The sequence below is a fragment of the Pantoea sp. X-Soil-ISGK-275 genome, assembly GCF_059730795.1.
The window spans coordinates 1770034-1793221 of sequence record NZ_AP035976.1 but is presented as its reverse complement, the minus strand read 5'-3'; the positions used below and the strand labels follow the sequence as shown (position 1 = coordinate 1793221).

Sequence of the window (23188 nt, the reverse complement as noted above, 5' to 3'; positions counted from 1 at the left end):
CGTAATAGTGCGGGAGGATACGATACACTATTTATTCGCATTCAACGGCAGGGTAAAACTGAATAGGCTGCCACCTTGCGGGCGATTTTCTGCGCTCAACACACCACCATGACGTTTGATGATTTCGTTACTGATGGTCAGCCCCATTCCCATCCCTTCCGCTTTGGTGGTATAGAAAGAGTCGAAGATCTTGCCGATAACCTCTGCCGATAAGCCGGTGCCGTTGTCGGCAACCTCAATACGAATACGATTAGCGTCAGGATTAGAAGATGAGAGCCGCAAGATACGCGCGCCGGTATTATCGGCCATCGCCTCGATGGCATTAATCACCAGATTCAACAGCACCTGCTGAATCTGTACGCGCTCGCAAAACACCTCATCCCACTGCGCTTTGATATCCAGTTCCAGCGCCACAAAACGGCGCTCAAGTTCCAGACGCGACAAAGACAAAATATCGCGCGCCAGCAGATGCAACCTGGCTGATCCATACTCCGCGACATTATTGCGCGTCAGTGACTGCAGGCCGCGAATAATTTCGCCGGCACGCTGCCCTTCGTTAATGATCTCCTCAATGCTTTCGCTGGCTTTGTCGAGCTGAGCCGGTTCGCGTTTCAACCAGCGCAGGCTGGCGCCGGCATTAGCCACAATCGACATCAGCGGCTGATTGATTTCATGGGCGATCGACGAGGTGAGCTGTCCTACCGTGGTGGCGCGCGCCACGCGAGCCAGCTCTGCCTGGGCGATTCTGGCGGCATCCTCAGACTGACGCTGCGCGGTGATGTCCGTCAGCGTTCCGAAATATTCGGCGACCTCCGGCCAGTTCTCCACCGGCTCACCGATACCTTTGATATAACGGCATTCGCCGTCATCACGGATGATGCGGAATTCGGCCTGCATGCTCACACCCTGCGCCACGCTGGATTCAATCAGCGCTTTCAGGCACTGAATATCGTCTGGATGTACCCGCCGCTGAAACTCCGCCATCGAGGTATTCACCTGCCCGGCGGGCAGCCCCATGATGCGTTTGTATTCATCCGATATCAGCTGAATATCCGGCCCCAGATGCCAGTGCCAGGTACCGGTATTACTGATTTTTTCACCCAGCATCAGGGATGTCTGGCTGGCACGCAGCTGTTTTTCAATTTTCCGCCGCTGGATGTTCTCCTCCACCAGTTCGGCATACAGCCGCGCCGTTTCCAGAGAAACCGCAGCCTGCGCGCCTAACATCGAGACAATGCGCGAGTGCTCCGCAGTGAAAACATCCGGCATCAGCCGGTTTTCCAGGTAGAGTACGCCCACCATTTGCGCCTGGCGGAACATCGGCACACACATCACTGCCGCGCCGGAGGCGACCAGATAGTTATCCTGACTGAACGGGCTAAACACTTCCGGCCGACCGGTACGGATTTCCTGGCCAGTGCGGATCACCGCCGAGAGAATCGACAGCGGCAGATCGGTCGCCACCGGCAGTTGATTGACGATTTTGACTCTGACGCCTTCCACCGTAGAAGACGCGCGGGCCTGAATTTCCGGCACATTGCCGTCGATAAGACGGATCAAAATACAGTGCTGCGCCCCGGCGCGTTCTACCAGCATCATCATCAAAATATGGATCAACCGATCAAGATTGATCTCTTCGGTCAATGCGCGCATCGCCGTGACCAGGCTTTGCAGGTCGCTGATCACCGCGCTTTGCTCAAAGGTCACGGTGTTTAACGCGGTCTGCAACGGGTGCGCCGCCAGATGCGGATAGTGCATTTCAAGCTGACGCACCTTGGCGCCCGCGCCCCAGCGATCCCAGGCGGCAAGCGCGCCTTTGATGTAGCCCTCGGCGGCGAACGCCATGCCGCGCGCACTGGCGCAGCGCGCAGCCAGTTCGCATGCCAGACCGTTGATCGGATGAAACTGCCCTTTGCGCGACAGCTCAATGGCTTTTTCAAACTGCTCCAGCGCCGCGCCGCTGTTATCCTCCAGCCTGAGCTGTTCGGCGCGCAGCAGCGCCTCTTTGTCGGCGAAGGTGCCGGGATTCTCCGTTGCCCAGGTGATGATTCTTTCAAGATGGCGCTGCAGTTGCTGCCGCTGCGTGGCATCAAGCTCATTAGGTTGCAGCGGTATGCTGAGTGAAAGCGCGCTGTAGAGATGGAAATCCAGCATATGCACATGGCCGGGAATCACGTCAGTGAGCGGCGCGGCATCAATGAACTGGCGATGGGCGGCGGCATACTCACCGGCAAAGAAATGCGCCATGCCTTTATACAGCCGCGCCCAAAACTGCATCAGATACAGCGGTTCAATGGCATGTTCCGGGAGCACTCCGTTTAGCGTGGGTGCCCTAAAATCATCGCCGGTCAAGATCTCACCGGCGGGCTTACGCAGGAACATCACGTAGTCCAGCTGCATGCCGAGAATCACTTCCACATCGCGATATTGCGCTTTGCGCACATACACCATGCCGCGCATGATCGAGGTATGCACGCCATCAAGATGGTCACCACGCGCCAGGCAGTTCATGGTGAGATGACGCAGCGCCAGACACGCCGAGGTGCGATCGCCGATATCGACCGCCACATCAAAGGTCGCTTTCGCGCACTCAATGGCGTAACTGAGCGGCATGGTCCAGACGCTCACCTGATCCAGCGGCATCAGCGTGCGCGCTTTATAGCTGACAAAATCGTGTTTATACACCAGTTCACGGGCCAGCAGCGCGCTGGCAAAACCACGGCTGTATTCGTTGAACTGATCGCCACACACCACGCCGTACCACGCAAGCGCCAGTGTAGAAGCACCGCTGATGCCCTTCTCCATTGTCAGGTGCAGAAGTTTGCACAGGATGATGAATTGCAGCCGTGGGCTGATAAAAGCAGCGAAGGTGCTGGCGCTGGCCATCAGGTTCATCACGGCTTCGGTTTTATGGCAGGTTAATCGCGGCAGGGAACGGAAACGCGTGTAGGGATTTTTGCCGACAGCCTTTTTCAGCCGTTGCCGGGCGGCATCGCATTCGGCTTTATCCGGATAGCGGTTTAGATGAATGCCAAACACCGCCAGCCAGGCCAGCGCGGTTTCCAGCGCCAACTGACTGTCGGACTGACGCATATGGATTTCCGCAATCAGCGTCGCGGCCTCAGCTTTATCGGTGACCGCGCCGGGCGTGGCGAGAATCTCGGAGCTCAACGCCAGCGCGCCCGATAAGTTGCCGCTGAGAAACTCACATTCCGCTTGCTCAAACAAAATTACGCCGCCCTCCTCCACACCTGATTCTGCGATGAGCGCGCGGGCGGTGTGTAAGAAGCGCAGCGCGGAAGCGTAATCGCCCATAATCTTCGCGCGTCGGGTGGCGTTTAGTAACAGCAGACCGAACGTAGCGGCTTCAGGCATTAAAAGGGCGCGGTTTTGCAGCGTGATGGTGTGATGCGCGGCACTGAACAACAGCGCATGCGCATTATTCTCGCGCACGGCCTGCATGTAATAGCGGACGGCGGCAAAGTGAACATCATCTTTTGCTGCCGACGACAGCAACTTCAGCGCGGCCTCATGCATGCTGTCATGCATAAAGGCGTAGCTGTGATCGCTCAGCGAGATCAATCGCGCCTCGGCCGCGGGTCGCAGCGTGGCATGAATCGCGCTAACCGCCGTATTGAGAATGGCAGCCAATACCGGCAAATCGCCGCGACTGCCGATGCAGGCCAATCGACCCAGCAGCTGGCGCACCGGCAGCGCGAGTAATTGCAGCTGTTGCAGCACGCCAGCTGCAACGTTCGCGGTGTAATGGCTGTTTTTCAGCGCGTGCGGATTGTAGGTCCACTTGTGCGACGCGACGTGCGTAATGTGATGATCGCGCACCGCCTGACGGTAAAACTCCCGCGTGGCGAGCGGATTCCCGGCTGTTTTTTCATGAATAATCTGCGCCAGCTCGGCGGTCTCTGCGCTGCGGGTGTGAAAAATGCCAGCCAGCCAGCTGGCGATATTTTTCACTGACAGCGGCTCGGGCGTGACATCCACAATGCGCGTGGCGGCGGCACGAATCCGATCAAGGCTGGCGACCACCGTCGGACAGGGCAACGACGCGTGATCGCGGTGAGAAATCACCAGCAACAAGGGGATATCGTCGCTGGAACGCAGCAGATTCTGCAACAGCTGCAAGGTCGCCTGGTCGGCCCAGTGCACGTCATCAATCAACAGGATTAGCGGCCGCCCCGGCACCGTAAAGGCTTTCACCAGGCTGCAGGCCACCAGATTCAGGCGATTGCGCGCATCCAGCGAGCGCGCATCCGCCTGCACGCTGGCTTTGTGGTTGAGTAAGATGCCCAGCTCGGGCACCAGATTGACCGCCAGCCCGACATAATGCCCCAGCTGACGTGTGATATGTGTTTTCCAGCGCGCCATCTCTGCGGCGGGCAACCCGAGCAGATGCAGCGTCAACGAACGAAACGCTGAGGTAAAGACCGCATAGGGCAAAATCGGCGAGTGCTGATCGGCTTTGGTCACCGTCAGCAGCGCATTTTTTTCCCGCAGGATTTTAAGCGCCGAAGCAATTAGCGACGATTTTCCTGAGCCGGGCGCACCGCTAATCGCCACCATGCAGTGTTTGCCGCTGCTGCTCACCTCATCAAACGCCGCCAGCATCTCACTGGCCTGAGCGTGGTCGCTGTACAGCACATCGGAGGATAGCGTTGAGGTCGGCACATCCTGTAAGCCCAGCGCAAAGGATTCGACCAGGCCATCAGGCATTAAGTTGGATTCGCAGCGTCGCAGATCGGCCAGCACGCCCTCGACGGTTTGATAACGCTGTTCCGGCGATTTGGTCAGCAGTCGTAAAATAATGGACGAGAGCACCAGCGGCACATCTTTGCGCAGCCGGTGCGGCGGCAACGCTTCGGAGGCAATGTGATGGTGCACCCATTCGGCCGCCCCCCCTTCGGCGCTGCCGTAGGGAAGCCTGCCGGTGAGCAATTCGTAGAGCACAATGCCAAGGCTGTAGAGATCGCTGACCCGGCTAACCGCATGCGCGGTGCGCGAGGTATGTTCGGGCGACATGTAGGCCAGCGTTCCGCCGGTCACCGCAGCGCGCAGCGGCTGCTGTGAGTCCGCTTCCATAAACGCCAGGCCAAAGCCGCCCAGCACCACGTCGCCCTGGTCAGTGAAGAAGAAATTGGCCGGTTTGATGTCGCCGTGCACTAAACCTTGCTGATGCAGCTTGCTGAGCGCATCACACAGCGATACGGCGCAGCTGATGAATTTCTGGATTTTTCCGGCGGGCAAGCGCAGATAACCAGTGAGGGTTTGATAGTGGAACGCGGGATAAATCAGCGCGTAACGCCCGTGATATAAGGTGTGGCGCAGCGGTTTTAGCGCCCAGCTTTCTGCTAATAAAGTGCGCAGCGCAAACTCATTTTTCAGCAGTTGCGTCACCTGAAACACCGCCTCTTCGGCCGCCGCCGTAGCCAGCACAAAGCACTCACCGGAAATCAGGTGGCGGCATTCGATCCACTCAACCTGTCCTTCCTGCGCCAGCGGGGTGAAAACCATGTCATCCGCCAGCACCAGCGCCGCGTCATCCGCGATGTTTAACGACAGGAAAAGCGTGCTCATTGGCGCGCCGCCTGGGAGGAAAACGCCAGGCGTATATGTTCAAACAGCAGGTCGATATCAATGGGCTTTCGCATAAAGGTTATCGCGCCTAGATTGATGGCATACCAGAGCATATTCTCATCGCCGTTGCCGGAGATGATGATTCCGGGTGGGTTCTCGAGACGATCTACCAGCGCACGGAACAACTCAAAGCCCGACATGCCGTTGAGCTCAACATCAATAATGAACAGCGCCGCGCCGTACAGCGCCGTCTCGTCCGCCAATAGCGCTTCAGCCGACTCAAATGCCTGCGTTGCGTATCCTTCCGACTGAAGCAGATTGCATAAACCACTGCGAACAGATCGTTCATCATCAACAACGACAATGCGCTGCGACAGCTGCATGCTGTGTTCCTTAATTATTATTCACTGCCTGCGACGCGTCCTCAGGAGGTTTTGTCACTGGGCGGCGGCGTGCCGCTGATTTTAGGCACGCACTCATGACGAAACCAGGCCAGCGTTACCGGTTGACGGTTAATCAGGCGCTTGCACAGCGGGATAATCTGTTCGCCGACCAGCATACCAAACAGGCCAAGTAGCGCAATCACTGGCGGCGCCGGGGAATTGACGTCGATAACGGCGTAAATGATGCCGACTAAAATGCCGACGGAGAGCGAAATCGCATAGGTTTTCAGCATGTTCATCCCGCCAGTTTTGGCGTGAGCGTGGCGGAGTGTAGCGGCTTCTCAGCGGCAATCGCGTGCTGCGTTTTATCAATTGGCGCAGCGGCGACCATGGGATGCGTCAATTTTCCGCCCAGCGAGCTGCCGACGATCATACCCAGCAATCCCACCAGCGCCACGGCGGGCGGTGCCGGCGATCGCACGTTGAGTAAGGCGTAAATCAGGCCGATAAACACGCCCGCAGCCAGAGAGATCAGTAAAGGACTCACCGGTCCTCCTTGCAAAAGAAAGGCGAGCCCGATAGCGCTCGCCTGCGTGACGATTTAGCGAACGGGGGCAGGAACCGGCGCCAGCGTGCGATGCTCGCTCTTCTGACGTGACGGCGCTTTGTGCACCATGGTGTACGCGTAGTCCACGCCGATGCCGTAAGCGCCGGAGTGTTCTTTGGCGATATCCATCACCGCGTTATAGGTCTCTTTGTGCGCCCAGTCGCGCTGCCACTCCAGCATCACCTGCTGCCAGGTGACCGGGATCACGCCCGCCTGAATCATGCGCTGCATGGCGTAGTCGTGGGCTTCTTTGGTAGTGCCGCCGGATGCGTCAGCCACCATGTAGATTTCATAGTCGCCTTCCAGCATGGCGCACAGCGCGAAGGTGTTGTTACACACTTCGGTCCACAGACCGGAAACCACAATTTTCTTCTTACCGTTGGCCGCCAGCGCATCACGCACTTTCTGGTCATCCCACGAGTTCATTGAGGTACGCTCGAGAATGTCCTGGCCTGGGAACACATCCAGCAGCTCCGGGAAGGTGTTACCTGAGAAGCTCTCGGTCTCAACCGTGGTCAGCACAGTAGGAATGTTGAAGACCTTCGCCGCTTTTGCCAGCGCCACCACGTTATTTTTCAATACCTGACGGTCGATGGACTGCACGCCAAACGCCATCTGCGGCTGCTGGTCGATGAAGATGATCTGGCAGTTGTGCGGCGTCAGTACTTCTAATTTACTGGTTGTCATTTTTGTATGCCCATTGAGGTGAATGTCTGGACGCAGTGTAGGAACCTTTGAGCAACCGAACTATTATCTATTGGTATACCTATACAAAGGTATACCTATCCTTTTGTATAACTAGACGCTTTCCAGACCGCCTGAACATAATCCCTCCACGCATTTCACCTGCGAAATGGGCAGGACCTCTTATTCAGGAGATTTTATGGTTACGTTAGGCAAAGCAGACATCATTTTGACCAATGGGCGGTTTCATACCGTCGATCGCGGCAACCCGATTGCCGAGGCCGTGGCGATGCGCGATGGCAAATTCCTCGAAGTGGGCAGTCTGGCCGACGTGATGCAGCATCACTGCGAAGGCACCAAAGTCATTGACCTCAAGGGTCATACTGCCATTCCCGGCCTGAATGATTCCCACCTGCACTTGATACGCGGCGGCCTCAATTACAATCTCGAATTGCGCTGGGAAGGCGTGCCCTCCATCGCCGATGCACTGCGCATGCTGCGTGAACAGGCGCTGCGCACGCCATCGCCACAGTGGGTGCGCGTGGTGGGCGGCTGGACCGAGTTTCAATTTGCTGAGCGTCGCATGCCGACGCTGGATGAGATCAATGAAGCCGCACCCGATACGCCGGTTTTCATCCTGCATCTGTATGACCGCGCCCTGCTCAATCGCGCCGCGTTGAAGGTGGTGGGCTACACCAAAGACACGCCCAATCCGCCGGGCGGCGAGATCCAACGTGACAGCAATGGCAACCCAACTGGCATGCTGATTGCGCGCCCGAACGCCATGATCCTTTACGCCACGCTGGCGAAAGGGCCAAAACTGCCGCTGGAGCAGCAGGTCAATTCCACCCGCCAGTTTATGCGCGAACTGAACCGCCTTGGCCTGACCAGCGCCATTGATGCGGGCGGCGGTTTCCAGAACTATCCCGAAGATTACGAAGTCATTGCGGAGCTGCACGAGAAGAAGCAGATGACGCTGCGTATCGCCTACAACCTGTTTACTCAACGTCCGGGCCACGAGCTGGAAGATTTCGAAAAGTGGACCGATATGCTGACGCCGGGCCAGGGCAGCGACTATTTTAGCCATAATGGTGCCGGTGAAATGCTGGTGTTCTCCGCCGCCGATTTTGAAGATTTCCTCGAACCGCGTCCGGATCTGGCGCCCGGCATGGAAGATGAGCTGGAGCGCGTGGTGCGCCATCTGGTGGAACACCGCTGGCCGTTCCGCCTGCACGCCACCTATGACGAATCGATCAGCCGCATGCTGGATGTGTTTGAAAAAGTGAACCGCGACATTCCGTTCAACGGGCTGCACTGGTTCTTCGATCACGCCGAAACCGTGACGCAGCGTAACCTTGATCGTATCAAAGAGCTGGGCGGCGGCATTGCCGTTCAGCATCGCATGGCCTTCCAGGGCGAATACTTTGCTGAGCGATATGGCATTGAGGCGACCCGTCATACGCCGCCGGTGGCGCGCATGCTGGAAACCGGCGTGCCGGTGGGATTGGGAACCGATGCCACCCGCGTGGCGAGTTACAATCCGTGGACTGCAGTCTACTGGCTGGTATCGGGACGCACCGTGGGCGGCATGCAGATGTACGACGTTAACGCGCGCCTCGATCGCGATACGGCGCTGATGCTGTGGACGCAGGGCAGCGCCTGGTTCTCCAGCGAGCAAGGTAAAAAAGGCCAGATTAAAGTCGGTCAGCTGGCCGACCTGGTGGTGCTGAGCAAAGATTACTTCAGCGTGCCGGAGGAAGAGATCAAAGGCATTGAGTCGGTGCTGACCCTGGTCGACGGAAACATCGTCTATGCCGCAGGATCCTTTAGTTCGGAAGCGCCGCCGCTGATTCCGGTACTGCCGGAATGGTCGCCGGTGGTCAAGGTTCCCGGCCACTATCGCAGTGCGCCGCCGACCGCCACCACGCGCGTTGGCATGATGCCGCAAGCGCATCACTGCAGCGGCCCGTGCGGCGTGCATACGCATGCCCATGAGATTGCGCGCGGCGCCAACCTGCCGGTTTCAGAAGAGAACGCCTTCTGGGGCGCGCTCGGCTGTAGCTGCTTCGCTTTCTAACCATGAAACATTCACTCTCACAGCCGCCTTGCATTGATGCGGGGCTGTTCTTCCTGCGTCTCACCGGCTGCCTGCTGTTGCTGCATGTGCACGGCTTGCCGAAGGTGTTCCACTTCAGTGAAGAACTGACACGTATCGAGGATCCGTTTGGTCTTGGTGCTTACTTCAGCCTGCTGGCGGCGATCGTGGCTGAAGTGGTCTGCCCGCTGTTTATCCTGCTCGGCGTCTTTACCCGTCTCGCCTGTCTGCCGATTATCGGCGTGCTGCTGGTGGCGATGCTGTTTGTCCATCCCGACTGGAGCATAGCGGAAGGTCAGTTTGGCTGGCTGCTGCTAATCATCTTCACCACGCTGGCGCTGACCGGACCCGGTCGCTGGCGCGTGTTTGGCGGCGTTGCGGAGGTGGCACGTGGCGCAGGTTAATGACATTCATGACATTCCGAAGGCGGATCTCCCGCCCGTTCCGCAGACGGTTTCACCGTGGCAGCCGCTGCGCCAGCGCGTGTTCCGCATGCTGTGGATCGCCACCGTGGTATCCAATGTCGGTTCATGGATGAACGACGTGGGCGTTAACTGGACCATGCTGACACTGAGCGCCGATCCGCTCTCGGTGGCGCTGGTGCAGGCCGCCAGCAGCTTACCGATGTTCCTGTTTGCGCTGCCGTCCGGCGTGATGGCGGATATCGTCGACCGGCGTAAATACCTGCTGTTCTCGCAGATCTGGGTATTTATTGCCGCTGCGAGCCTGACACTGCTGTCGTGGGCGGGGCTGGTGACGCCGATGGTGCTGCTGATCGCCGCCTTCCTGCTGAGTACCGGCGCCGCCATGAGCTCTCCGCCCTTCCAGGCCATCGTGCCCGATTTGGTCAGTAAGGAAGAGCTCGGCCCGGCGATCGCGCTCAACTCACTCGGCATCAACATCAGTCGCGCGATTGGCCCGGCGCTCGGCGGCCTGATTCTGTCGTTTGCCGGTCCGTGGATGGTGTTTCTGCTGAATACGCTTTCGGTACTTGGCGTGTTTCTGGTGTTGTATCTCTGGAAAGCGCAGCCCAGCGTGCAGCGTTTACCGCCGGAACACTTCTTCCCGGCGGTACGCGCGGGCGTGCGCTATGTGCACGCCGCGCCGGTGCTGCGTAATGTGCTGGTGCGCACTGTCGCCTTCTTTGTGTTTGGCAGCGCCGGCTGGGCATTGCTGCCGCTGGTGGCACGGCGCGAGCTGGGTCTTGGACCCGGCGGCTACGGCATTATGCTGGGTTGCATCGGCGTAGGTGCGATTTGCGGGGCGCTGCTGTTGCCGCGTATGCGCAAACGCTTCAATCCCGATCAGCTGATGGTGCTGGCGAGCCTGATATTTGCCATCACTATGCTGGCGCTGGCGTTTATTCGTCACGTCTGGCTACTGAATGCTTTCGAGTTCTTTACCGGCTTTGCATGGATCGCCGTGCTTTCCACCCTCAATCTTGGCGCGCAACGTAGCGCCGCCAAATGGGTGAAAGCCCGTGCGCTGGCGGTCTATTTGACGGTGTTTTTTGGCTCGATGACGTTAGGCAGCGCCATCTGGGGACAGCTGGCATCAAAATTCAGCATCCCATTATCTCTGACTGTCGCCACCGTCGGCATGCTGCTGGCGAGTCTGACGGTGCTGCGCTGGCGATTGGATCAGGATCCAGATCTGAACCTCGACCTCAGTACGGTGAGCGATCCCTTGCCCGAGCTGGAGATTCGTCACGATCGCGGGCCGGTGATGGTCAGCTATCATTATCAGGTCAACCGCAGTGAGGCACATGCCTTTGCGGTGTGCATGCAGGATATGCGTCGCGTTAGACGGCGTGGCGGCGCGCTGAACTGGTCGCTGTATGAAGACATGCTGCAGCCCGACATGTTTGTCGAAACCTTTGTCGTCGGCTCATGGATGGAGCATTTGCGTCAGCGCGAGCGTTACACCATGAACGATCAAAAGATTCAGAATCGCGTGCTGAGATTCCATCAAGGCACAGCACTTCCGGAAGTTCGTTACCTCGTGGCGCCTGAATAAGGCGCTGTCATCTATCGACATCAATAAGGCTGGAACATGAGCACATTCAACACTCAGGATGGGACGCAGATCTATTTCAAAGATTGGGGTACCGGCAAGCCGGTGCTGTTTAGTCACGGCTGGCCGCTCGACGGCGATATGTGGGACAGCCAGCTGAATTTCCTGGCGGAGAAAGGTTATCGCGTTATCGCGTTTGATCGCCGTGGCTTTGGTCGTTCCGACCAACCGTGGGAAGGCTACAACTACGACACCTTCGCGTCGGACATCAACGACCTGATCACCCATCTTGATCTGCAAAACGTCACGCTGGTGGGTTTCTCGATGGGTGGCGGCGATGTGACGCGCTACATCAACAATTACGGCACAGCCCGCGTGGATAGCTTAGTGCTGCTGGGCGCGGTGACACCGATCTTCGGCAAGGCCGATGATTATCCGGCGGGCGTCGATTTGTCGGTGTTTGAAGGCATTCGTCAGGGCTTACGTCACGATCGCGCGCAGTTCATCAGTGATTTTGCGACCCCGTTCTACGGCATTAATGCCGGTCAAACAGTTTCACAAGGCGTGCTGACGCAGACGTTGAATATTGCCCTGCTGGCCTCGCTGAAAGGCACGATTGATTGTGTTACCGCCTTCTCGGAGACCGATTTCCGTCCTGATATGGCGAAAATCGACGTACCGACGCTGGTGATTCACGGCAGCAATGACCAGGTCGTTCCGTTCGAAACCACCGGGAAAGTTGCCGCCGAAATGATCGCCGGTGCGCAGCTGAAAGTGTATGACAACGCACCGCACGGCTTTGCGGTGACGCATACCGATCAGCTCAACGCGGATTTGCTGACCTTCCTGCAATCGCTATAACTCCGTAGGGTCGCCATTTATGGTGACCAATGCTTGTCATTGAAGCCAACGGCGAGTGCGTGTTATTGAAAAGGGCACATTTTACAGAGGCGCTGACACGTCTGCTGCGGCAAAAGGGCCATTCGCAGCGCTGAGGCTTTTACGTTGGGCCAGGAGCCTCGCGCATGGATGCGTGAAGCAGTTCGGGGCCGGCCTGGACGGCCGATCCGCGAACGGTCCGTTGGCACGACGTGGAAGCCGAAGGCACCGCGTTAGCGGCGCGAGGACGGCCCGTGACGCAGCAGATGTGTCAACGCCCGCACCGGATTTAAAACTTACAGTGACCAGGTGCGCATGAATGCGCACCCTACGAAATTAATTACAGCCCTAACACCGATTGCGGCGCGGCGGCAGCAAATTTCTCTAATGCCGCCCCGTCGAGTCGATAACGCACCCACTCATTTAACGGCAGCGCATCAATACTGAGATAGAACTCTCTGGCGGACTGATCCCAATCTAATGCACTCCACTCAATACGATTACACTGGTGATTGACCGCGTGCTGCGCGACATACTGCAGCAGCGCTTTGCCAGCGCCCAGGCCACGAAAATTGGGCGAGAAGTACAAATCCTCCATATACATCCCGCGACGTCCCAGCCACGCCGAGTAGCTACGCGTAATCACCGCATAACCGGCGGTTGAGCCATCAATCTCGCACATCAGCGCTTCGCTATTACTGTCGGGATTGAAAAGCATCGCTCTGATCTCTTCTGCAGTCGTCACTGACTGCTGCAATCCATGCTCATACACCGACAACTCAGCAATCATGCTGTAGATAGCGTCCGCGTCTTCAGGATTGGCTGGTCGAATAGTCATCTTCATGCATTATTTTCTTTCTTAATCAGATTGATGCTGCTCAGCATAATGGGTATTGTTCGATGAAATAAGTGCAATAAAATCAATGATAGGTGAATTTCATGCATCATGTGCTGCGTCGACTGGACTTGAATCTTCTCCCCGTTTTCGACGCAGTTTTCAGGCACCGTTCGGTCAGGCTGGCGGCGATTGAACTCAGTTTGAGTACCTCGGCACTTAGCCACGCGCTGTCACGACTACGTGATTTTTTTAAAGATCCGCTGTTCTACCGCGAAGGCCACAAAATGTGTCCCAGCGTCTACGCCTGCCAACTGGCGCCCTATATTGCCGAAACGCTAAGCGGGTTAAATCGGCATCTCAGCCCAGTGCAGCCATTTGATCCCCTGACCAGCGATGACTGTTTTCGAATTGCGGTAACGGATTACACCGCTTTTTGCGTGTTTCCGGGCCTGATGAATGCGCTGACCAATACGGCACCCAACCTGAGTTTTGAACTCTGCCATTTGCCACACAATCCGGCGCTGATTGAATTACTCGCTGGTGAAATCGATATGGCGCTGAGTTTTAGCGAGCCGGACGGCATGCATCATCCCGATCTGGAAGAGACTGATTTATTCAGTGATGAGTTTATTGTGATTGCCAATACGCGACGCAGCAGCCTGAATCTTGATGACTATCTTGCCGCCGGACATCTGGTCGTGACGCCGTGGAATGAAAAGCAGGGATTGCTGGATTCCCATCTTGCGCGCCTGGGTCTTAAGCGCCGCATTGCCATTAGAACGCCATCCATGCTGAGCGCGCCCTTTATTATCGCGGAAAGTGAATTGCTGATGGCGATCCCCTCCTTCGTCGCCAGTAAAATCAAACACGCTGCCGATGTCACCTCATTCAGGCTGCCGTTTCCCGCGCCAAGGTTCACCGTGAAAATCTATTCACACAAACGCAGCGGTAAACGGGAACCCACTGAATGGATTAAAACCGTGATGGCCAACAGCATTATGGAGAAAGCCTACCGCTTTGATGATTAATGGGCGGCGAAATTTACGCCGCCTGCCACTCCGCCACCAGCATATTAACTAACTCGCTAGCAGGCATTTCCCGCGCCAGCGCCGCGCCCTGTCCGGCCCACTGCGCGCCAAAACCCTGTGCACCTTTGGCAGCCGCTGCGGCGGCGAGGGCTTTGCCCAACGCATAGGTGAGTGGATAAGGGGGAATGGATTCCTGCGCAAATTCGCGCGTCAGATGGCAAAAATCGTTGGTGAGACATCTTGCCGAGCGGCCAGAGATGGCGGCGATCATCTCGGTGCTGTTGGCCTGCTCGCTTTTCAGCGCCTGACGATACGCCGCATTGGCAGCGGATTCCGGGCACAAGATAAACGCGGTGCCCAGCTGCACACCCGCTGCGCCCAGCTTGAGCATGGCGGCAATGCCCGCGCCATCCATCACGCCACCGGCAGCAATCACCGGTAGTCGCGAAATCTGGCGAATCGCCTGCAGCAGCGTAAAGGTGCTGAGCTGCTGATCGTCGCCTGCAGGCTGGAATATCCCGCGATGCCCGCCCGCCTCAATGCCCTGCGCCACAATAAAATCGATGTCAGCGGCTTCAATCGCCTGGGCTTCGCGCATACTGGTGGCGCTCGCCAGCGTGATGATGCCACGACTTTTCAACCGCTGCACGAAAGCGGCGGACGGCAAACCAAAGTGGAAACTCACTGCAGCGGGCGCGTGCTCCAGCAACACCTCCAGCATCGCGTCATTATCGACAAACGTTTGGTAAATCTCCGACAGCGCATCCGGCGGTGTCGCTTCATAGCGAGCAAACACCGGCTGAAAGCGAGCGATCCACGCCTGTTCTAGCTGCGGATCGCGCTGCACCGGCGCGTGACAAAAAACGTTGACGTTGATGGGGGCGGAGGTCAGTGCGAGTGTTTTACGGATCATCATCTCCGCCTGCTGCGGCGTTGAGGCACCCACGCTGATCGATCCCAGCGCGCCGCTGTTACTCACCGCCGCCGCCAGCTCCGGCGTGGAGACGCCGGCCATCGGCGCCTGAATGATCGGATAAGTGAGGTTCAGCGACTTGCACAGGAGGTTGTTCATATTACTGGCCTGTTGATAAGAGGTAGCCGATAACATGCCGCGATTTTTCGGCTCGGTAAAGTCTGGCATCTACACTTAAGGTCTCTGTACCTAGAACAGGAGAATCCCGATGCATAAAATCGACTTTCCGGTGAGTAAAGCGCGCAAATATCTGGAGCCGGGTCCGGTGGTGCTGCTGAGTTCACAGTTTGAGGATCACCGCGACATCATGACGCTCGGCTGGCACACCATTTTGGAGTTCTCGCCGTCGCTGGTTGGCTGCATGATTGCCGGCGGCAATTACAGCCATGAACTGATTCGCCAAAGCGGTCAGTGCGTAATTAACGTGCCGTCGGCCAATCTGGTGGATAGCGTGGTGGCAATCGGTAACAGCCACGGCGATCGCCTCGACAAGTTTGATGCCTTTAACCTGACGCCCGAACCGGCCAGCGTGGTCAATGCGCCGTTGATTGACGAGTGCTTTGCCAGCTTCGAGTGCCAGCTGTATGACGATTCGATGATGGATAACTACAACTTCTTTATCTTTGAGATCGTCAAAGCGCATGTGGCAGAAACGCCGGAGTTCCCACCGACGCTGCACTACACCGGCGAAGGACGCTTTAGCGTGATGAGCAACTTGCGGCTCGACAAGCGCAGCGACTTTAAGCCAGAAATGTTAATTTAACTGCTTGAATTGATATGGGCTTGCCCCCATTTTTAACCTTTCGCCCTGACAGGAGTAGATATAATGGCAACCGAATATGCGGTGATCGCTGGTGGCTGTTTCTGGTGTACTGAAGCAGTGTTTAAAGATGTGATTGGCGTCGAGTCAGTCGAGAGTGGTTATACCGGCGGCGCTCGTCCGAACCCCACCTACGAGCAGGTGTGCAGCGGCGCGACCGGCCATGCCGAAGCGATTCGCATCGGTTTCGATCCGGAGCAGGTGAAATATGGCGATCTGCTGGATATCAGCTTCGCCACCCACGATCCCACTACGCTGAACCGCCAGGGCAACGATGTGGGCACGCAATATCGTTCGGCGATTTTCCCGGCGAATGCTGAGCAGGAAGCCGAAGCGATTGCCGCGATTGCGCGTGCGCAGGAAAGTCTGAGCGATCCGGTGGTGACCACCATTGAGCCGCTGAAAGAGTGGTATGCGGCAGAGGGTTATCATCAGGATTATTGGGAAGGCGCAGGTCAGCGCAACGGTTACTGCATGGCGGTGATCCCACCTAAACTGCAGAAGCTGCGTAAGAGTTTTGCTAACCGGGTTAAATCGAGTTAATTCCCGCGTGAGTTCAGAGGGTCGCCATGAATGGCGACCCTACGTGATACGCGACCTTCTGCGGTTTATCCGTCATAATACACGCCCTCTTCTCCTCCGAGAGCGATCATGTCTTCTTCACAGCAAGGAATCGCGGCGCGCAAGCAGCCGATGAAGCTCAATACGCTGGTCACTCTGATGCTCAGCGCGGTGATTGTGCTGGTGCTGCTCAGCGTGCATATGTTCTATTTCTTCCAGATTGGCGCCGCGACCCGCGCGCAGCTGGAGGACAAAGCGATGGCGGTGGCGCGCACGTTGGCCAAATTTCCTGAAATTCAGCGCGCGCTGATATTGCCGCCAAATGCCACCAGCATCCAACCCATTGCTAAAGCCGTGCAGGAGAGCAATAACCTGCTGTTTGTGGTGGTGACCAACATGGATACCATCCGTTATTCGCATCTGAATCCTGAACTCATCGGCCAGCACTTTATTGGCACAGATATTGAGCCCGCGATACGCGGTCATGAAAATGTTTCCGTCAATCAAGGCGTGCTGGGCCGGGCAATGCGCGTCTATACGCCGGTCTATAATGCGCAGCATAAGCAGATTGGTGTCGTGGTAGTGGGCATTTCACTCAGTGCCGTTACCGATCAGATAAACCAAAGCCGCTGGAGCATCTTGTGGACTATCCTGATTGGCACCTTTGCAGGCGCCATCGGCACCTTTGTATTGGTACGCGTGCTGAAGCGCATCCTGTTCGGCCTTGAACCCTACGAAATTTCTACCCTGTTTGAACAGCGCCAGGCAATTCTCAACTCGCTGAAAGAAGGCGTGGTGGCGATGGACGATCAGGCGCAGATGACGCTGGTCAATCAGGCGGCGCGTTCATTGCTGAATGATTCGATGGGCACCATCAGTGGCGACCGCATCTACGATGCCTCGGTGATCAACGATCATCTGCAGGATGTGCTGCAAAGCGGGCGCGCACGGCGTGATGAAGAGTTAAATGTGAATGGCCGCGTGTTGCTGAGTAATACCGTGCCGGTGCGCAGCCAGGGACGGATTATCGGCGCGGTTTGTACCTTCAGGGACAAGACGGAAATCAGTCAACTGATGCAGCGCCTGACGGGCATGGTAAACTACGTCGATGCGCTGCGTGAGCGCTCACACGAGTTTATGAACAAGCTGCATGTGATTCTCGGCCTGCTGCACATGAAAAACTACACGCAGGTGGAAAGCTACATTCTCAAAACCGCCAATAATTACCAAACGGAGATCGGTTTCCTGCTCGATAAGATTAAGTCGCCGGTGATTGCCGGTTTCTTGCTGAGCAAAATCAATCGCGCATCGGATGGCGGCCATCGCCTGACCATCAGCGATGCCAGCTTCCTGCCCGACAGCGGCAATGAGCAGCAGATGGCGGCGCTGATTACGGTGATCGGCAATCTGATTGAGAATGCGCTGGATGCGATGAGCGAGCAGGTAGAAGGCGAGATTCACGTGATGCTGCACTACCAAAACGGTTGGCTGACCTGCGAAGTGAGTGATGATGGTCCGGGCATTGAAGCCGATCATCTCAGTACCATTTTCGAAAAAGGCTTCTCCACTAAAGGTGAAAACCGTGGTGTCGGGCTGTTTCTGCTGCAGCAGCAAACCGAAAATATCGGTGGCAGCGTGAGTGTCGAGTCAGAACCCGGCGTGTTTACCCAATTTTTAGTCCAACTTCCCTGGGATGGAGGAAACCAATCCGCATGATCAATGTGTTAGTGGTCGATGATGACGCCATGGTCGCCGAGCTTAATCGCGCGTATATCGGCCAAATTCAGGGCTTTCACTGTTGTGGAACCGCCTCAACCTTGAAACAGGCGAAAGAGATCCTGTTCAACAGCGATACCGCGGTCGATCTGGTGCTGCTGGATATCTATATGCAGCAGGAGAATGGCCTCGATCTGTTGCCGGAGCTGCGCACGGCGCAGAGCGCGGTAGAAGTGATCATCATTTCGTCTGCCGCCGATGCGGAGAATATTAAAACCTCGCTGCACTACGGCGTGGTGGATTACCTGATCAAACCATTCCAGTTCCCGCGTTTTGAAGAGGCGCTGACCGGCTGGCGGCAGAAGAAGTCGCTGATGGACAATCAGCATTACTATCAGCAAGCGGATGTGGATCTGCTGATTCACGGCAGCCCGGCGACGCAGCACGACAACAAGCGCCTGCCAAAAGGCTTAACGCCGCAAACACTGCGAACACTGTGTCAGTGGATTGATGCGCATCCAGGGCACGAATTCTCCACCGATGAGCTGGCGGCTGAAGTGAATATCTCGCGCGTATCCTGCCGTAAATACCTGATTTGGCTGGCGCAGATTAATATTCTGTTTACCAGCATTCACTATGGCGCGACCGGTCGTCCGGTGTACCGCTATCGCCTGCAGCCGGAATACCATTCGCTGCTGCAGCAATACTGTCAGTAACGCAGCTGCCAGTCGAAATCGAGCTGCTGGAAGTGGAAATGATGCGGCGAGGAGCAGATGATCTGCCGATCGCGCGTAACGAAAACCGCGTCGATGTCGGGCTGGTCAGCGAGATAAGCCAGCCCTTGCTCCACGCCCATGCCGTAGAGCAGCGTGGTGTAGATATCACCATCAATTGAGCGATCGGAAATCACCGTCACGCTCAGCAGTTCGTTATCCAGTGGATAGCCAGTTTGCGGATCAAAAATATGGTGCCAGCAGCGGCCATCCAGTTCGAAATAGCGCTCATAAATCCCCGACGTTACCACCGATTTTCCCTGCACCTGCAGCACGCCTAACAGCTCATCATCGCGTCCAAAGGGCTTTTTCAGGCCAATGCCCCAACCTTGCGGCTCGTGCGGCGGCGATCCCAGCGTCTGCACATTGCCACCCAGATTGATCAGCGCCTGCTGCACGCCCTGCTGGCGCAAAAACGCCTGCACACGATCGGCGATGTAGCCTTTGGCGATGGCCCCGAGATCGATCTCCATGCCCGGCTGTTGCAAAAACACTGAGCGATCGGCGGGATTGAGCAGCACCTGATGCGGATCGGTAAGTTTCAGCAGTGAGGCGATTTCCAGCGCAGGCGGCACGGCGCGCCCCTGGAAGCCGATTTTCCAGCGCTTCACCACCGGGCCGATGGTGAAATTGAATGCGCTCTCCGGCAGCAAACTCACCGCGTGCGCCACGCTGATCAAGGCAAACACGGGCTCGCTAACGATTACCGGATGACGGCCAGCGGCGTGGTTGATCGACATCACTTCGGATTCAGCGCGATTTACGGTGAACAGATTTTCCTGCTGTTTGATCAGTTGAAAGACGTGGCGGGCAAGCGTGGGATTGTCATCGAACAATTTGAGCAGAATGGGTGAACCCATCAGAACGGCAGAGTAAGAAAAAACGCCAGCGGTCATTGCATGCCTCTAAATAAAACGATGCCCGCACAAGGCGGGCATCTTTACAGCTTAGTGTCCTAACGCCAGTTTAGCCGCGTTATGACCGGCTTTGATACCGAAGATGATGATGTCGGCCACCGCGTTACCGCCGATGCGGTTGGCGCCGTGGATGCCGCCGACCACTTCACCCGCCGCCCATGCGCCAGGAATCACCGCTTTCTGCGCATCCAGCACCGCAGTATCGGTGTTGATGGTCACGCCACCCATGGTGTGGTGCACGCCCGGTGCGATACGAATCGCAAAGTACGGACCTTTATTCAGCGGGTGACGCAGCGCGGTTTTACGACCAAAGTCTTCGTCATCCTGCTTCGCCACAAACTCGTTGTAACGACCCAGCGTGGTTTGCAGCGCTTCCTGATCCATGTTGAGTTTCACCGCCAGCTCGTGTGGCGTTGGCGCGCTGATGACAAAACCTTTGGCGATGTATTCGTCAGCCGCTTTGTTGTTGGCGCGTACCTGCTCGTCAAACACGATCCACGCACTCTTCTCTGGCAGTGCGATGATCTCAGCAGACACTTTGTCGCGGGTTTCCATTTCGTTGTAGAAACGCTTGCCCGCCTGGCTCACCAGAATCGCCCCGCCGCCGCGCATCGCTTCGGAAATCAGGTACGAGGTGGTTTGCTCAACCGTTGGGTGAATCTGGATTTCGCCCATATCCACGGTATCCGCACCGATGTGTTGCAGCATGGCGATGCCGCTGCCGGTGGCGCCTTTGTGGTTGGTGGTAACAAAACCGTCCAGCTCAGGGCGGTATTTCACCACCATTTCGCGGTTGGCACTGAAGCCGCCAGTCGCCACAATCACGCTTTTAGCATTGATAATGCGGCTGTCGTTGTACTCATCCACCACTTTCACGCCGGTGACCGCGCCGTTTTCCACCAGAATTTCCGCTACCGAGGTTTCCAGCAGCACTTCGATATTGCGCTGGTTAACGTTTTTCACCAGGCCGCTGATCAGGAAGCCGCCGACTGCAGAACGATCTTCCGGACGGTGCGTACGGTCGATGCTCATGCCGCCAGTGATGGTGATATCGCACAGCTCGATCTCTTTCGCTGCCAGCCACTCAATCGCTTCGGGCGCCTGCTCAACAAACTCGCGTAGCAACACCGGATTGTTTTTGAATTTGCCGCCTTTCAGCGTCTCTTCGTAGAACAGCTCTTTGCTGTCTTCGATGCCTTTCAGCTTCTGATAACGGGTTTCTGCCGCGTTCATGCCGACCGAGGCTTTGATGGTGTTACCGCCGATGGTTGGCATCTTCTCGATAATCACCACGCGTGCGCCATCGTCATGCGCCTGAATCGCCGCCGCCAGACCGGCGCCGCCGGTGCCCACCACCACCACATCATAATTGACCGGTGCGTTCGGGTTACCGCCCTCTTCAATCACATACTCTTTGCTTGAGGTGGTCATGGCACGCGATACCGCTTTTTTCAGCGCTTCACTCTGCGTAGTAGCGCCAGTGATGGCATCCACGTGCGGGCTGTTCGCCACCAGAATGCGTTCACGCAGGCTTTCGAAGGTGCTGGTGAAGTCGACGTCGAGGCTTGGATCCGGCACCAACGAGATATCGGTGATACGGTCTGTGTCGAGCGTGACGTTGATTTTCAGCTTCAGCGCTTCGGCTTCCACTTTCGCCTGATAGACGCCCGCTTTGTATTTACGGCCGGTATCGCTGGTGTCACGGATCATCGCGTCCACCAGCGAGAAGCGCCACAGCGGTTCGGGAATGGTCAACTCTTCGCGCTTGGTGCTGTCGATATACAGCTCCATGTGCTGATTTTTGATGACGCGATCGGTCCAGTCCGGATAAGCGATGCAGGCTTTACCGACTGCTACTAAGTCGAAACCGTGCTCCAGCGCGTTCTCGGCATCTTCTTTATTGACGATGCCGCCGACGCCAATCACCGGCACTTTCGCCAGATTAGGAGAGCGTTGCGCCAGGTATTTGGTGATCAGCGGCGTTGGGTCTTGGGTATCGACAATCGACGGACGCAGCAGCTGTCCCACCGAGAAGTGCACGTAATCGAGACCGCGTTCCGCCAGTTTCTCCAGCAGGTAAAGCGTGTCGTCCCAGCGGATGCCCGGCACTTCCAATTCTTCCGGTGAGAAGCGATAACCGATGATGAAGTCTGCCGCAGCAAAGCGGTCCGCCATCTTGTGGGTGATTTCCAGCACTTCCAGTGGGAAACGCGCGCGATTGTCGCGGCTGCCGCCCCATTTGTCGTCGCGCTGGTTGGAGTTTGGCGAGTAAAACTGCTGGATCAGATAAGTGTTGGCGCCGTGGATCTCCACGCCGTCAAAGCCGGCTTTGATCGCACGGTTCACCGCATCACCAAACTTGGTGATCATCACATCCACTTCTTCTGCGGTCAGCGCCTGAGGTTTGGTAGCACCGTCACGCGGTGCGGCGATGGCGCTTGGTGCGACCGGGGTTTTACCGCCGATCAGCGCCGGTTCCACCATGCGGCCGCCGTGATAGATCTGCAGAACCGCTTTGGAGCCTTGCGATTTGATGGCGTGGGCAATTTTCGCCAGACCGGGGATTTTATTGTCGCTGTCGATACCGAGCGCACCTGGGAATGCAGGTCCACGGTTATCAATAAAGCAGCACTCTACAATGACGGTACCGATGCTGCCGGCACGCACGCGATAATATTCGACAAGGTCACTGGTAACACCGCCATCGTAATAACCGGTACAGGTGGTCATCGGCGCCATAACCAATCGGTTTTTGAGGACCGCACCTTTCGGTAGCGTAAGCGGATTAAGAATCGGGGTGAGCGTATTCATGATGAGCAACTCCAGAATTAAGAAACTTTGTATTCAATTCTTTGGCGGTTCGGAGAAATTTATAATTATTTGAGTGGTCCGATTTCATGGCGTAAATATACCATTTTATTTACTTACATAACCTTATTCGTTAGTTATATAAGTTTTACGCATGGAAATAATATTTGATACCCATTGCTGAAAGTTGCGCTGAGCTAAGTTTTAACCAAGACTTGACAAAAATCAACTTTTTCCTTACATTTAAAACAAATCCAGCCTTATCATAAAGATAAATCGTCTCCTTTCTCTGTTTTTTGCTTGATTTGTGCCGTTTTATTCACCTCACACAGTTAATTTTCACCTAATGGTTCGTTTATTAAGGCATGAATGCTTAAACCAAAAAAACCACGAATAAATTTTATTGATCTGGATCAAAATAGATATTTTAATTAATCGCATCATAGGCACATCCAATAGATAATTCGCGCATCGAATTTTGCTAATAGCGATTTATTAAAACTC

At 56.3% G+C, this 23188-nt stretch carries 18 protein-coding genes; 9 read left to right on the top strand and 9 right to left on the bottom strand.

Annotation, left to right across the window (positions count from 1 at the left end):
* Positions 1 to 27: 27 nt before the first annotated feature.
* The 5 genes from AC6I8A_RS08340 to AC6I8A_RS08320 are packed head-to-tail and all read right to left on the bottom strand — an operon-like array spanning position 28 to position 7266.
* The gene (locus tag AC6I8A_RS08340; protein ID WP_497818302.1) at positions 28 to 5589 is read right to left on the bottom strand and encodes an AAA family ATPase; all 5562 of its coding nucleotides are present in this window, start codon (positions 5587 to 5589) and stop codon (positions 28 to 30) included.
* Complete coding sequence (locus AC6I8A_RS08335; RefSeq protein ID WP_265297004.1) at positions 5586 to 5972, bottom strand: response regulator; 387 nt, start codon at positions 5970 to 5972, stop codon at positions 5586 to 5588. The genes AC6I8A_RS08340 and AC6I8A_RS08335 overlap by 4 nt, the downstream gene beginning before the upstream one ends.
* 41 nt (positions 5973 to 6013) lie before the next feature.
* On the bottom strand, positions 6014 to 6265 hold the full coding sequence (locus tag AC6I8A_RS08330; protein ID WP_008102799.1) for a XapX domain-containing protein: 252 nt from the start codon (positions 6263 to 6265) through the stop codon (positions 6014 to 6016).
* A 2-nt stretch (positions 6266 to 6267) separates the two neighbouring features.
* Entirely contained in the window at positions 6268 to 6519 is a 252-nt protein-coding gene (locus AC6I8A_RS08325) for a DUF1427 family protein (RefSeq protein ID WP_497818301.1), read from the bottom strand.
* A gap of 54 nt (positions 6520 to 6573) precedes the next feature.
* Positions 6574 to 7266, bottom strand: a complete 693-nt coding sequence (locus AC6I8A_RS08320) for a hydrolase (RefSeq protein ID WP_256696263.1) — start codon at positions 7264 to 7266, stop codon at positions 6574 to 6576.
* Between the two features lie 196 nt (positions 7267 to 7462).
* Between AC6I8A_RS08320 and AC6I8A_RS08315 the strand changes: the two genes are divergently transcribed.
* The 4 genes from AC6I8A_RS08315 to AC6I8A_RS08300 are packed head-to-tail and all read left to right on the top strand — an operon-like array spanning position 7463 to position 12232.
* Positions 7463 to 9340, top strand: a complete 1878-nt coding sequence (locus tag AC6I8A_RS08315) for an amidohydrolase (RefSeq protein ID WP_497818300.1) — start codon at positions 7463 to 7465, stop codon at positions 9338 to 9340.
* A gap of 2 nt (positions 9341 to 9342) precedes the next feature.
* On the top strand, positions 9343 to 9762 hold the full coding sequence (locus AC6I8A_RS08310; protein WP_497818299.1) for a DoxX family protein: 420 nt from the start codon (positions 9343 to 9345) through the stop codon (positions 9760 to 9762).
* Positions 9749 to 11374, top strand: a complete 1626-nt coding sequence (locus AC6I8A_RS08305; RefSeq protein WP_479489818.1) for an MFS transporter — start codon at positions 9749 to 9751, stop codon at positions 11372 to 11374. Before AC6I8A_RS08310 ends, AC6I8A_RS08305 begins: the two co-directional genes overlap by 14 nt.
* 36 nt (positions 11375 to 11410) lie before the next feature.
* Complete coding sequence (locus AC6I8A_RS08300; RefSeq protein ID WP_436332968.1) at positions 11411 to 12232, top strand: alpha/beta fold hydrolase; 822 nt, start codon at positions 11411 to 11413, stop codon at positions 12230 to 12232.
* A 358-nt stretch (positions 12233 to 12590) separates the two neighbouring features.
* Here AC6I8A_RS08300 and AC6I8A_RS08295 read toward each other — a convergent pair whose 3' ends face one another.
* Positions 12591 to 13094: a GNAT family N-acetyltransferase gene (locus tag AC6I8A_RS08295; protein WP_256696258.1), complete on the bottom strand. Its 504-nt coding sequence runs from the start codon at positions 13092 to 13094 to the stop codon at positions 12591 to 12593.
* A 95-nt stretch (positions 13095 to 13189) separates the two neighbouring features.
* Here AC6I8A_RS08295 and AC6I8A_RS08290 point away from each other — a divergent pair, with 95 nt between their 5' ends.
* Positions 13190 to 14116 (top strand): LysR family transcriptional regulator, encoded by a 927-nt coding sequence (locus AC6I8A_RS08290; protein WP_497818298.1) that lies wholly within the window; start codon positions 13190 to 13192, stop codon positions 14114 to 14116.
* 13 nt (positions 14117 to 14129) lie between these two features.
* Here AC6I8A_RS08290 and AC6I8A_RS08285 read toward each other — a convergent pair whose 3' ends face one another.
* Positions 14130 to 15188 (bottom strand): NAD(P)H-dependent flavin oxidoreductase, encoded by a 1059-nt coding sequence (locus AC6I8A_RS08285; protein WP_497818297.1) that lies wholly within the window; start codon positions 15186 to 15188, stop codon positions 14130 to 14132.
* Between the two features lie 109 nt (positions 15189 to 15297).
* Between AC6I8A_RS08285 and AC6I8A_RS08280 the strand changes: the two genes are divergently transcribed.
* From AC6I8A_RS08280 to dcuR, 4 genes are all read left to right on the top strand, one after another.
* Positions 15298 to 15852, top strand: a complete 555-nt coding sequence (locus AC6I8A_RS08280; RefSeq protein ID WP_497818296.1) for a flavin reductase family protein — start codon at positions 15298 to 15300, stop codon at positions 15850 to 15852.
* A gap of 63 nt (positions 15853 to 15915) precedes the next feature.
* On the top strand, positions 15916 to 16452 hold the full coding sequence (gene msrA / locus AC6I8A_RS08275; RefSeq protein ID WP_256696254.1) for a peptide-methionine (S)-S-oxide reductase MsrA: 537 nt from the start codon (positions 15916 to 15918) through the stop codon (positions 16450 to 16452).
* Between the two features lie 108 nt (positions 16453 to 16560).
* Entirely contained in the window at positions 16561 to 18186 is a 1626-nt protein-coding gene (locus tag AC6I8A_RS08270) for a sensor histidine kinase (RefSeq protein ID WP_293798167.1), read from the top strand.
* Positions 18183 to 18902 carry a two-component system response regulator DcuR gene (gene dcuR, locus AC6I8A_RS08265; protein WP_008102769.1) on the top strand — a complete coding sequence of 240 codons (720 nt, stop codon included), beginning with the start codon at positions 18183 to 18185 and terminating at the stop codon, positions 18900 to 18902. The genes AC6I8A_RS08270 and dcuR overlap by 4 nt, the downstream gene beginning before the upstream one ends.
* Here dcuR and AC6I8A_RS08260 read toward each other — a convergent pair.
* Positions 18896 to 19855, bottom strand: coding sequence for an FAD:protein FMN transferase (locus AC6I8A_RS08260; RefSeq protein ID WP_265297045.1), 960 nt, complete (start codon positions 19853 to 19855; stop codon positions 18896 to 18898). The genes dcuR and AC6I8A_RS08260 overlap by 7 nt on opposite strands.
* Before the next feature lie 51 nt (positions 19856 to 19906).
* Positions 19907 to 22687, bottom strand: a complete 2781-nt coding sequence (locus AC6I8A_RS08255; RefSeq protein WP_265297046.1) for a flavocytochrome c — start codon at positions 22685 to 22687, stop codon at positions 19907 to 19909.
* Between the last annotated feature and the right edge of the window lie 501 nt (positions 22688 to 23188).